Origin of the sequence: Methylobacterium indicum (genome assembly GCF_001043895.1) — a bacterium.
Taxonomy (GTDB): domain Bacteria; phylum Pseudomonadota; class Alphaproteobacteria; order Rhizobiales; family Beijerinckiaceae; genus Methylobacterium; species Methylobacterium indicum.
Genome location: NZ_JTHF01000218.1, coordinates 1 through 11,646 on the forward strand (window position 1 = coordinate 1; position 11,646 = coordinate 11,646).

Genomic DNA, 11,646 nt, shown 5'->3' on the forward strand with positions numbered 1-11,646 from the left:
TTTCGCCACCGCGTGGACGGCAACGACTACCTCGCCGTCCACGCGGTGGCGAAATGGGCGACCGAGCGGGCGCGGCGCAACCTCGGGCCGACGATCGTCGAGTACGTCACCTACCGGGCCGGCGCACATTCGACCTCCGACGACCCCTCCGCCTACCGGCCGAAGACCGAGTTCGACGCCTGGCCGCTCGGCGATCCGGTCAAGCGCCTGAAGGACCACCTCATCGCCCGCGGCGCCTGGTCGGAGGAGCGCCACCGCCAGGGCGAGGCCGAGATCCTCGACGAGGTCGTGGCCGCCCAGCGCGAGGCCGAGACCCACGGCACGCTGCATGCCGGCGGCAAGCCTTCCCCGCGCGACATGTTCGAAGGAGTCTTCTCCGAGATGCCCCCCCACCTGCGCCGCCAGCGCCAGCAGGCGGGGTACTGACATGCCGCGCCGCACGATGATCGAGGCCATCCGGGACGCGATGGCCGTCTCGATGGAGCGCGACGACGACGTGGTCGTCTTCGGGGAAGACGTCGGCTATTTCGGCGGCGTCTTCCGCTGCACCCAGGGCTTGCAGGCGCGCTTCGGCAAGAGCCGCTGCTTCGACGCGCCGATCAGCGAGCTCGGCATCGTCGGCGCCGCCGTCGGCATGGCGGCCTACGGTCTGAAGCCCTGCATCGAGATCCAGTTCGCCGACTACATGTATCCGGCCTACGACCAGATCGTGTCCGAGGCCGCGCGCCTGCGCTACCGCTCGGGCGGCCAGTTCACCGCCCCGATGGTGGTGCGGATGCCCACGGGTGGGGGCATCTTCGGCGGCCAGACCCACAGCCAGAGCCCCGAGGCCCTGTTCACCCACGTGGCGGGCCTCAAGACCGTGGTGCCGTCGAACCCCTACGACGCCAAGGGTCTCCTGATCGCCGCGATCGAGGATCCCGATCCGGTGATCTTTTTGGAGCCCAAGCGCCTCTATAACGGCCCCTTCGACGGCCACCACGACCGGCCGGTGACCCCTTGGGCCCGTCACGACCTCGGCGAGGTGCCGGACGGGCACTACACCGTGCCGCTCGGCAAGGCGGCGATCCGGCGCGAGGGCTCGGCGGTCACGGTGCTCGCCTACGGCACCATCGTGCACGTGGCGGAAGCCGCCGCGGCCGAGACGGGAATCGACGCCGAGGTCATCGACCTGCGCACGCTGCTTCCCCTCGACATGGAGACGATCGAGGCCTCGGTGCGCAAGACCGGGCGCTGCGTCATCGCGCATGAGGCGACCCTGACCTCGGGCTTCGGCGCCGAGCTGGCGGCGCTCGTGCAGGAATCCTGCTTCTACCACCTGGAGGCGCCGATCGTCCGGGTGGCGGGCTGGGACACGCCCTACCCGCACGCCCAGGAATGGGCCTACTTCCCGGGGCCTACGCGCGTCGGCCGGGCCCTTCGCGCCGCGCTGGAGGGCTGAGCCATGGGCTTTCGCATCGTCAAGCTCCCGGATATCGGCGAGGGCGTGGCCGAGGCCGAGGTCTCGGCCTGGCACGTCAAGGTCGGCGACGTGGTCCGCGAGGACCAGCCCCTCGCCGACGTGATGACCGACAAGGCCACCGTCGAGATCCCCTCCCCGGTGAGCGGCACCGTAGCGGCGCTCGGCGCCGAGGCCGGCCAGATGCTGGCGGTCGGCGCCGAACTGGTGCGGCTGGAGATCGAGGGCGGGGATACCGCGCCCGCCTCGGTCCCGGAATCCGGCGTCGCGGTGGCGCCCGAGGTCGCGAGGGCGCAGGACGCGGCCGCAGGCCAGCCCGCCGCCGCCCTGGTCCCGGCCGCGGACGGCCTGGAGCCGGCGCAACCCGCGCCCGGATCCGCCGCCGCGCCGAAGCCGGTCGAGCCCCCGAAGCCTGCGCCGTCGAAGCCCGCTTCCCCCGCCCCGCGTCCCGCGGCGACTGCTCCCTCCTCCGGCCCGCCACGCCCGGCGGGCGAGAAGCCCGTCGCCTCGCCGGCGGTGCGCCGCCGCGCACTGGAGGCCGGCATCGACCTGCGCCAGGTCCGCGGCACCGGCCCGGCCGGCCGCATCGGTCACGACGACCTCGACGGGTTCCTGAACGCTCCGCCCGAGGAGACCGCGCCCGCGCCCGCCGGCCGCGTCGCCCGCACCGGCGTGGAGGAGATCAAGGTCATCGGGCTGCGCCGGCGCATCGCCCAGCGCATGGCCGACGCCAAGCGCCGCGTCGCTCACTTCTCCTACGTCGAGGAGGTGGACGTGACGGCGGTCGAGGAGCTACGCGCCGCCCTCAACCAGCGCCACGGCGCGAGCCGGCCGAAGCTCACCCTGATCCCGTTCCTGGTCCAGGCCCTGGTGCGCGCCCTGCCGGATTTTCCGCAGATGAACGCCCACTACGACGACGAGGCGGAGGTGATCCACCGCCATGCCGGCATCCATGTCGGCATCGCGACCCAGACCCCGTCGGGCCTGATGGTGCCGGTGCTGCGCCACGCAGAGACCCGCGACGTCTGGAACTCGGCCGCCGAGGTCCGCCGCCTGGCGGACGCCGCCCGCAACGGCCTGGCGGCCCGCGACGAGCTCTCGGGCTCGACCATCACCATCACGTCGCTGGGCGCGCTCGGCGGCATCGTGACGACGCCGGTGATCAACCGGCCGGAGGTCGCGATCATCGGCGTCAACAAGCAGGTGATGCGCCCGGTCTGGCGCGATAACGCCTTCGTGCCGCGGCTGACGATGAACCTCTCGGCGTCCTTCGACCACCGGGTGGTGGACGGCTACGACGCCGCCCTGTTCGTGCAGGCCCTCAAAGGCCTGATCGAGACGCCCGCGACCCTGTTCATGGAGGCCTGATCCTTGAGCGAGATCACCACCAAGCTCCTGGTGCTCGGCGGCGGCCCGGGCGGCTACGTCGCGGCGATCCGCGCCGGCCAGCACGGCATCGACACCGTGCTGGTCGAGGAGAACCGCTTAGGGGGCACCTGCCTCAATGTCGGCTGCATCCCGTCGAAGGCGATGATCCACGCGGCCGAGGCCTATCACGCAGCTTTGCTGCAATCCGAGGACGCCTCGCCCTTCGGCCTCTCGGCCGGTCCCCCGCGCCTCGATTTTTCCCGCACGGTGGCCTGGAAGGACGGCATCGTCGGGCGGCTCAACACCGGGGTGGCGTCACTGCTGAAGCGCGGCGGGGTCAAGATCCTGCGCGGGCGCGGGACCATGGTCGACGGCAAGACCTGCCTCGTCGAAACCGATACCGGGCCCGAGCGGGTGCGAGCCGAGCACGTCATCCTGGCCACCGGCTCGGTCCCGGCGGCGCTCCCCCACCTGCCCTTCGGCGGGCGGGTGATCTCCTCGACCGAGGCTTTGTCCTTATCCAAGGTCCCCGCCACCATGGCGGTGGTCGGCGCCGGCTATATCGGGCTCGAACTCGGTACCGCCTTCGCCAAGCTTGGCGCCAAGGTCACGGTGGTCGAGATGGCCGAGCGGATGCTGCCGGCCTACGATGCCGAGCTGACCCGGCCGGTGGCGCGGCGCCTCGCGGCGCTCGGCATCGACGTGTTGCTCGGCGCCCAGGCGACCGGGCTGTCGGGCGACGCCCTCGCCGTCGAGGTCGGTGGGGACTCCAGAAAAATTCCGGCCGAGGTGATCCTCGTCGCGGTCGGCCGCAAGGCCCGGACGCAGGATCTCGGGCTCGAGCGGCTCGACCTCGACATGAGCGGCCCGTTCATCCGCATCGACGAGCGCTGCGCCACCTCGATGCGCAACGTCTGGGCGGTGGGCGACGTCACCGGCGAGCCGATGCTGGCCCACCGCGCCATGGCGCAGGGCGAGATGGTGGCCGACCTCGTGGCGGGGCGCCGCCGCGCCTTCCACAAGGTGGCGATTCCCGCGGTCTGCTTCACCGACCCGGAGGTGGTCTCGGCGGGTCTCTCGCCCGACGAGGCGCGCGCCGCCGGCCACGAGATCCGCACCGGCCTCTTCCCCTTCGCCGCCAACGGCCGCGCCATGACGCTCGGCGCCGAGGACGGTTTCGTGCGGGTGACGGCGCGGGCCGACAACCACCTCATCCTCGGCATCCAGGCGGTGGGGGCCGGCGTCTCGGAACTGGCCGCGGGCTTCGGCCTGGCGCTCGAGATGGGCGCGCGGCTGGAGGACGTGGCCGGCACGATCCACGCCCACCCGACCCTCGGCGAGGCCTTTCACGAGGCGAACCTGCGGGCGCTCGGCGAGGCGCTGCACATCTGAAAGGCGGTCCCGCCGGACGGGGACGTCCGGCGGGACCCCGCAAGGCCCATCGCGAGGGCGCGGGCGTCAGACAGGCTCCGTCGGTTTGCAGGCCGGGTACCGGCTTCCTGAACGATCGCGGCTTGCCGTCCTCGACGAATCGTCAGCGGCGGTCCGGCTTCACGTCGGCACGCTTCATGGCGATATCGTCCGTACACCGAAGAAAAGCATTGTAAGTCTTACTCGATACTCTGCGCTTGATCCAGCTGTTGCGGCCGTTGTGACGCGTCTGGATCCCGACCGATTCCGCACATGTCTCACGCTCGGCACTCGACTGCGCCGATGCCGGCCGCACGGCAAGACCGGACATCGAAGCGATGATCTCTCCGGCCAGCAGGAAAGCCGAGATCATCACGATGTTTCTGATCTTTTCCATGGAAATCATTCCCTCCCGACACTAAAATCCTAACGTCATGTCTGCCGATCAACAACTATAAATGCGTGACATGCAGAGCGCTGGCGCCACTGACCCAAGGATGGGGTCGTCCGAGGGACGGCGCAGGTCGACCACACCGACGCCTTCGCGCCGGGGCGGCGCGAGCGGGGATGTCGAGATCGGCGTCAGGCTTGGGCCCGGCGCTCGGGGCGGGGGCGCGGATCCGTCGCCACGATGCACCCACCTCTGGGCGAAGCCTGATACGGGGCGAACGTCCGGGCGCCCGAAGAAGCGGTGCTAGATCTGAGACCGTCCCCCGGTGCTACCGACCGTGCGGAGATCCCCCATGCGCGGACCGATCGCATCGGGGGTGAACGGCACAGCGCCAGTCCGGGCCCGATGCACCGGACGCCCCGCTTAATCCCGCACGGCCCAAAGGTCTGACAGGCGTTGCATTTTTATGGCAGCCATGTCGGCCGGCATCGTCTCTAACCGGACGCATCGGAGCACTGCACATCTGGGGCCCTCGCGCGACCATGACGGGAATCATCGAGCCGATCCGATGCCTGTCGGCCGCGGCGGGCGTCCTGATGCTCGTCCTCTCCACTCCGGCGCCCGCGCGGGCTGCGCCGAGCGGCAAGTTCGGAACGGAGGGCAAGCCCGGGACGGAAGACCGATCCGGATCGGACCGGGACGGCGCGCGCGAGGCCGGCAAGGACGAGGGCCGGCAGGCAGGGACGTCCGGCAAGACGGGCGACGGCAAGGACGTCGATACCGAGCACCTGTTCGGCTTCACGGAGGGCGCCGATGCCGGCGAGAAGGGCGAGCAGGAAGCGGTGGTCGACACCGTCTCGCGCATCGGCAAGCGCCGGGACGGCCCCGGCCGGGCGGCCTACCGGGTGCTCGACACGCGGCTCGCCTATCAGTTCAACCCCATCGACAGGCTGAGCCTCGAACTCAGCGCGTTCGGCACGTTGCGGCGGCAGAGCAACGTCGCGGATCTGGACGACAAGTCCTACGGCACTTTCGACGGTGCCTCCCTGGAGGTGAAGTACCAGTTCCTGAAGGGCTCGGCGGAGCAGCCGCTCGGTCTCGCCCTGGAGGTGCGCCCGCGCTTCACCCGCGTCCTGCCGGTCGAAGGGCGCGGCGCCGACATCGTCGACGTCGAGAGCCTGCTCCAGCTGGACGTCCAGGTGGTGCCCGACACGCTCTGGTACGGCAGCAACATCAGCATCGAGCCCGCGGCAGGGCGCGAGCGGGGCAGCCGCGGCTATCGCTCCTCGACCTTCCTGTGGTCGAACGCCCTCGTGGGGCGTGTGGGGAAAAATACCTATCTCGGTCCGGAGGTGCGCTACCTGCGCGGCTACGAGGGGACCTTCCTGAACCGGCTGGAGAGCGAGGCGCTCACGGTCGGTCCCGCCCTGCACCACCGGTTCACCGAGAAGGTCTGGCTCACCGTGGCCTATGCCGGTCAGGTCTGGGGCCGCGATACCGATCCGGCCCTCGCCGGCCGCGCCCTCGGGCTGAACCAGTTCGAGCGGCACAACCTGCGGGTCAAGTTCGGCATGGAGTTCTGAGAGCCTGCCCGACCCGATCGACAGTCTTCATACCCTCATCGTCATTCCGGGGCCGCGTAGCGGAGCCCGGAATCCAGAACCGCTGACGGTTCTTTAGGACCATCGACAGCGTATCACTTCGGTCTTTTCCACCTGCGTGTCCGGATTCCGGGCTCCGCTTTCGCGGCCCCGGAACGGCAAGGCGGGCATCAGGACTGTCGTGCACGTCGAACGGGCTCTGAAGAGCCGGCGTTCGCCGCCATCGGCATCGGCCCGATGCCGTGCCGGGACCGCCGCCATGCCTCCCCGACCATGCCTCCCCCGGCCACGCCTCGCCCGGGAGCCGCACCCGGAGACCGGTCTCACGGCTCGGGCGCGAACATCTCGTCGAAGGAGTAGCCGGAGCCGCGCACGGTGCGGATCGGATCGGCGTCGCGGCCGCGGTTGATCGCCTTGCGCAGGCGGCCGATATGCACGTCGACGGTGCGCTCGTCGATGTAGACGTCGTGGCCCCAGACGCCGTCGAGGAGCTGCTCGCGGGAGAAGACCCGGCCGGGGCTCTGCATCAGGAATTCGAGCAGCTTGAACTCGGTCGGGCCGAGATGCAGCTCGCGGCCGTCGCGGCGCACGCGGTGGCTGACCCGGTCGAGCTCGATGTCGCCGGCGATCAGGAGATCGGCGACGTGGGCGGGCTTCGACCGCCGCAGGAGCGCGCGCACCCGGGCCAGGAGTTCCGGCACCGAGAACGGCTTGACGATGTAGTCGTCGGCGCCGGTGGCGAGGCCCCGCACCCGGTCGCCCTCCTCGCCGCGGGCCGTCAGCATGATCACCGGCAGCCGTTCGGTCTCGCGGCGGGCGCGGATGCGCCGGCACAGTTCGATGCCCGACAGCCCGGGCATCATCCAGTCGAGGAGGACGAGGTCGGGGATCTGCTCGCGCAGGCGGATATCCGCCTCGTCGCCACGGGCGACGGCGTCGACCTCGAAGCCCTCGGCCTCGAGGTTGTAGCGAAGGAGGAGGGTCAGGGCCTCCTCGTCCTCGACGATCAGGATGCGGGTACTCATCGGGGGCACTTCAGGGACGCCGCCACCCGAGACGGCCCGCCCGGCATCGCGGCCGGGCGGGCCGTCCGGTCAGGCTTTGGTCGGGGACTGGGACGAGGATTGGGGATCGACGGTGGCGAAGCTCGACCCGTCGTTCTTCGGCCGGTCGGTGGTCAGGGTCTCGCCGGTGGCGAGATAGTGGATGGTCTCGGCGATGTTGGTGGTGTGGTCGCCGATGCGCTCGACGTTCTTGGCGCAGAACAGGAGGTGCGTGCAGAACGTGATGTTGCGCGGATCCTCCATCATGTAGGTCAGGAGTTCGCGGAACAGCGAGGTATAGAGCGCGTCGATGCCGCCGTCCCGGGCCCAGACGTCGAGGGCCGCCACGGTGTCCTGGGTGGCGTAGGCGTCGAGCACGTCCTTGAGCTGGCCCTGGACCAGCTCGTTCATGTGCTCCACCCCGACGACGATCTTCTGGAGCTGGACCTGGTCGGCGATCGCGACGACGCGCTTGGCGACGTTCTTGGCCAGATCCCCGATGCGCTCGAGGTCACCCGAGACGCGGATCGCCGAGATCGTCTCGCGCAGGTCGATCGCCATCGGCTGGCGCTTGGCGATCAGGAGGATCGCCTTCTCCTCGATCTCGCGCTGCAGCCCGTCGAGGCGCTGGTCGGCGGTGATCACCGCCTGGGCGAGGGCGGTATCGCGGCGCAGGAGCGCCAGGCCCGAATCGGCCACCATCTTCTCGGCGATGCCGCCCATCTCGGCGATGCTGCGCCGCAGGTTCTGCAATTCCTGGTCGTAGGACGTGACGATGTGGTTCGACATGAGGTGAGACCCCCCGGAATGAGGCGGAGCGTAAGGGCGCGGGCCGGCCCGGCGGAAGGCGGGCCGGCCCCGGGAGCGGCTCAGCCGAACCGGCCGGTGATGTAGTCCTGGGTCTGGCGCTTCGACGGGTTCATGAACAGCCGGTTGGTCGGCCCGAACTCGATCAGCTCGCCGAGATACATGAAGGCGGTGAACTGCGAGATGCGCGCCGCCTGCTGCATGTTGTGGGTGACGATGGCGATGGTGAACTCGCCCCGCAGCTGCTCGATCAATTCCTCGATGCGGCCGGTCGAGATCGGGTCGAGGGCCGAGGTCGGCTCGTCGAACAGGATCACCTCCGGGCGCTGCGCCACCGTGCGGGCGATGCAGAGGCGCTGCTGCTGGCCGCCCGACAGGCCCATGCCGGACTGCTTGAGCTTGTCCTTCACCTCGTCCCACAGGGCGCCCTTGCGCAGGGCTTCCTCGACGCGGACGTCGAGGTCGGCCTTGCCGAGGCGCTCGTAGAGCCGGATGCCGAACGCGATGTTGTCGTAGATCGACATCGGGAACGGGGTCGGCTTCTGAAAGACCATGCCGACCCGGGCGCGCAGCTCGTTGAGGTCGATCGAGGGGTCCAGGATGTTGCGGCCGTCGAGCAGGATCTGCCCTTCCGCGCGCTGCTCGGGATACAGGCTGTAGATCCGGTTGAAGGTGCGCAGCAACGTCGACTTGCCGCAGCCCGACGGCCCGATCAGCGCCGTGACCTGGCGGTCGAGGAAGTTGAGGTTGATGTTCTTCAACCCCTTGAAGTCGCCGTAGTAGAAGTTGAGGTCCTTGACGGCGAGGCGGACCGGGGCGGACTCGTCGGCCGTGCTCTGGCCCACGACCGGCGCGGCGGTGGCGGTGGCGCTCATCGGTGTGTCTCCGGGCAGGAGCATTTTTCGACGAAAATCGTCGAAAGAAATGCGGCAAAATCAGATGAAGAGAGCAGCACCCGGTCGCGGAGCGATCGGGTGCTGCCGGAGATGCGGATCAGCGCCCCTTCGGGCCGCTCAGGACGAGGCGGGCCACGATCGACAGGCCCAGGATGGTGATGGTGATGAGGAGCGCGCCGGCCCAGGCCAGCTGGCGCCAGTTCTCGTAGGGCGAGAGCGCGAACTGGTAGATCATGACGGGCAGGTTCGCGACGCCGCCCATCAGGTTCGGGCTGAACCAGGAATTGTTGTTGAGCGCGGTGAAGAGCAGCGGCGCGGTCTCGCCGGCGATGCGGGCGAGCGCCAGCAGCACGCCGGTGACGATGCCCGATTGCGCGGCCCGCCAGGTGACGGAGCGGATCACGATCGAGAGCGGCGCGCCGAGCGCCGCGCCGGCCTCGCGCAGGGTGCCGGGCACGAGCCGCAGCATGTCCTCGGTGGTGCGCACGATCACCGGGGTGGCGATGATGGCGAGCGCCACCGCGCCGGCCCAGCCCGAATAGCCGCCCATCGGCCGCACCATCAGGGTGTAGACGAACAGGCCGATCAGGATCGAGGGCGCCGAGAGCAGGATGTCGTTGAGGAAGCGGATCACGTTGGCGAGGTGCGAGGCCCGGCCGTACTCGGCGAGGTAGGTCCCGGCGAGCACGCCGATCGGGGTCGCCACGACGATGCCGAGGGCGGTCATCACCAGGCTGCCGAGGATCGCGTTGGCGATGCCGCCGCCCTCGGTGCCGGGGCCCGGGGTGACGTTGGTGAACAGGGCCGGCGAGAAGCCCTGCACGCCCTGGACGATCAGCATCAGGAGGATCGAGCCGAGCACGATCGCGCCGAGCGCGGTCGCGACGGTGCAGCCGACGACCAGGACCTTGTCGGCGGTGCGGCGGCCGGCACGGACCCGGCCCCATTCGGGCGAGGCCGGGCGGGGCGGAGCGGCGGGGGTGGCCCCTGAGACCGCGGCGGGGGAGGCGCTCATCGGGAAACGTCCGTTCCGGGTGCGGGATCAGGCCACCTTCGCGCGGCGCACGAGCAGCCGGGCGATGATGAGCACGATGAAGGTGACGACGAACAGGATGCAGCCGAGCGCCATCAGCGAGCTGAGCTGGAGGCCGTCGGCCTCGTTGAACTCGTTGGCGATGCGCGACGCGATGGTCGAGCCCGGATCGAAGATCGAGGGCGAGAGGCGGTTGGCGTTGCCGATCACGAAGGTGACCGCCATCGTCTCGCCGAGCGCGCGGCCGAGGCCCAGCATGACCGCCCCGATGATCGAGACCGAGGCCTGCGGGATCAGGACGTGGCGCACGACCTCCCAGGTGGTGCAGCCGATGCCGTAGGCGCTCTCGCGCAGCACTGTCGGGATCTGGTCGAGCATGTCGCGGGTGATCGAGGCGACGAAGGGCACGATCATGATCGCCAGGATGATGCCGGCGGTGAGGATGCCGACGCCGGAGGGCACCTGGGCGTAGAACAGGGTGCCGACGATCGGCAGGCCCTCGACGAGGTTCGAGACCGGGATCTGCACGAAGCGCGCGAAGAGCGGCGCGAAGATGAACAGGCCCCACATGCCGTAGATGATGCTCGGCACGGCGGCGAGCAGCTCGATGGTCATCGAGACCGGGCGGCGGGCCCAGCCGGGGCAGAGCTGCGTCAGGTAGATCGCGATGCCGAGCGAGATCGGCACGCCGATGACGAGGGCGAGCAGCGCCGAGACCAGGGTGCCGATGATGGCGACGAGGGCGCCGTACTCCTCGCGGCCGACGTTCCAGGCGCTCGAGACCAGGAAGCCGGGGCCGAAGGCCTGGAAGGCCGGCCAGCCGCCATAGGCGATCGAGCCCAGGATGCCGGCGAGGACCAGGAGCACCAGCAGCGCCGACGCGAAGGCGGCGGTGCGGAAGATGCGATCGCCCACCGGGCTGGGGGCGCGGCGGGCGACTTCGCGCCTTGCCGCCATTGCGACGTTCTCAGACAACGCGACCATCCGGGTTTCCCTTGGAGTGAGCGGCCTCTAGCGCGCTCGGCGGATCGAGGCGAGTCGGACGCGACCCGCCTCGAGGCCCGGCGGGCGGCGGGATCTCGGCTTCGCGCCGGCGCCCCGCGCCGGCGAACGGGAGGGCGGGGCCCGTCCTCCCGGAAGTCCGTCACGCCGCGTGCGGCGGCTTACTGGGCGAGGACGGGCTTGCCGTCCTTGCCGACGACCGTCTTCCACTCGTCCTCGACCTGGCCGACGACCTTGTCGGGCAGCGGCACGTAGTCGAGGTCGGAGGCGAGCTTGTCGCCGTTCTTGTAGGCCCAGCGGAAGAACTTCAGCACCTCGGCGGTGCGGGCCGCGTCGGCCGAGGTCTTGTGGACCAGGATGAAGGTCGCGGCGGTGATCGGCCAGGCCTTGGCGCCGGGCTGGTTGGTCAGCGAGATGCCGAAGCCCGGGGCGGCCTTCCAGTCGGCGTTGGCGGCGGCGGCCTGGAACGCCTCGTCGCCCGGCATCGGGTACTGGCCGTCCTTGTTCTGGATCAGCGCGACCGGCAGGTTGTTCTGCTTGGCGTAGGCGTACTCGACGTAGCCGATGGCGTTCGGGACCTGCTTGACGACCGCCGTGACGCCCTCGTTGCCCTTGCCGCCCTGGCCGGCCGGCCAG

Annotated in this window: 12 protein-coding genes; 5 read left to right on the top strand and 7 right to left on the bottom strand. The window is 70.1% G+C overall.

Annotated features, from left to right (window positions below; all coding sequences use genetic code 11):
* From QR78_RS23855 to lpdA, 4 genes are all read left to right on the top strand, one after another.
* The coding region (locus QR78_RS23855) for a thiamine pyrophosphate-dependent enzyme (protein WP_048430086.1) at positions 1-426 on the top strand (426 nt) is incomplete at its 5' end.
* Between the two features lies 1 nt (position 427).
* The gene (locus QR78_RS23860; protein WP_048430087.1) at positions 428-1,441 is read left to right on the top strand and encodes an alpha-ketoacid dehydrogenase subunit beta; all 1,014 of its coding nucleotides are present in this window, start codon (positions 428-430) and stop codon (positions 1,439-1,441) included.
* 3 nt (positions 1,442-1,444) lie between these two features.
* Positions 1,445-2,827, top strand: coding sequence for a dihydrolipoamide acetyltransferase family protein (locus tag QR78_RS23865; RefSeq protein ID WP_048430088.1), 1,383 nt, complete (start codon positions 1,445-1,447; stop codon positions 2,825-2,827).
* 3 nt (positions 2,828-2,830) lie between these two features.
* A complete protein-coding gene (lpdA, locus tag QR78_RS23870) occupies positions 2,831-4,219 on the top strand; it encodes a dihydrolipoyl dehydrogenase (protein WP_048430089.1) in 1,389 nt (462 codons plus the stop codon).
* 142 nt (positions 4,220-4,361) lie between these two features.
* Here lpdA and QR78_RS34355 read toward each other — a convergent pair whose 3' ends face one another.
* The gene (locus tag QR78_RS34355; RefSeq protein ID WP_125901349.1) at positions 4,362-4,634 is read right to left on the bottom strand and encodes a hypothetical protein; all 273 of its coding nucleotides are present in this window, start codon (positions 4,632-4,634) and stop codon (positions 4,362-4,364) included.
* Positions 4,635-5,170: 536 nt separating this feature from the next.
* Between QR78_RS34355 and QR78_RS23875 the strand changes: the two genes are divergently transcribed.
* A complete protein-coding gene (locus QR78_RS23875; protein WP_048430090.1) occupies positions 5,171-6,211 on the top strand; it encodes a hypothetical protein in 1,041 nt (346 codons plus the stop codon).
* 341 nt (positions 6,212-6,552) lie between these two features.
* On the opposite strand, the gene phoB is transcribed toward QR78_RS23875, so the two are convergent.
* The 6 genes from phoB to QR78_RS23905 all read right to left on the bottom strand — a co-directional run.
* On the bottom strand, positions 6,553-7,254 hold the full coding sequence (gene phoB / locus QR78_RS23880) for a phosphate regulon transcriptional regulator PhoB (RefSeq protein WP_048430091.1): 702 nt from the start codon (positions 7,252-7,254) through the stop codon (positions 6,553-6,555).
* A 69-nt stretch (positions 7,255-7,323) separates the two neighbouring features.
* Positions 7,324-8,061 (bottom strand): phosphate signaling complex protein PhoU, encoded by a 738-nt coding sequence (gene phoU / locus QR78_RS23885; protein WP_048430092.1) that lies wholly within the window; start codon positions 8,059-8,061, stop codon positions 7,324-7,326.
* Between the two features lie 80 nt (positions 8,062-8,141).
* Positions 8,142-8,954 (bottom strand): phosphate ABC transporter ATP-binding protein PstB, encoded by an 813-nt coding sequence (gene pstB, locus QR78_RS23890; protein WP_048430093.1) that lies wholly within the window; start codon positions 8,952-8,954, stop codon positions 8,142-8,144.
* A 118-nt stretch (positions 8,955-9,072) separates the two neighbouring features.
* Positions 9,073-9,990 (bottom strand): phosphate ABC transporter permease PstA, encoded by a 918-nt coding sequence (gene pstA, locus QR78_RS23895; protein WP_082173823.1) that lies wholly within the window; start codon positions 9,988-9,990, stop codon positions 9,073-9,075.
* A 27-nt stretch (positions 9,991-10,017) separates the two neighbouring features.
* Positions 10,018-10,992 carry a phosphate ABC transporter permease subunit PstC gene (pstC, locus tag QR78_RS23900; protein ID WP_048430094.1) on the bottom strand — a complete coding sequence of 325 codons (975 nt, stop codon included), beginning with the start codon at positions 10,990-10,992 and terminating at the stop codon, positions 10,018-10,020.
* A 179-nt stretch (positions 10,993-11,171) separates the two neighbouring features.
* The coding region (locus QR78_RS23905; protein ID WP_048430095.1) for a type 2 periplasmic-binding domain-containing protein at positions 11,172-11,646 on the bottom strand (475 nt) is incomplete at its 5' end.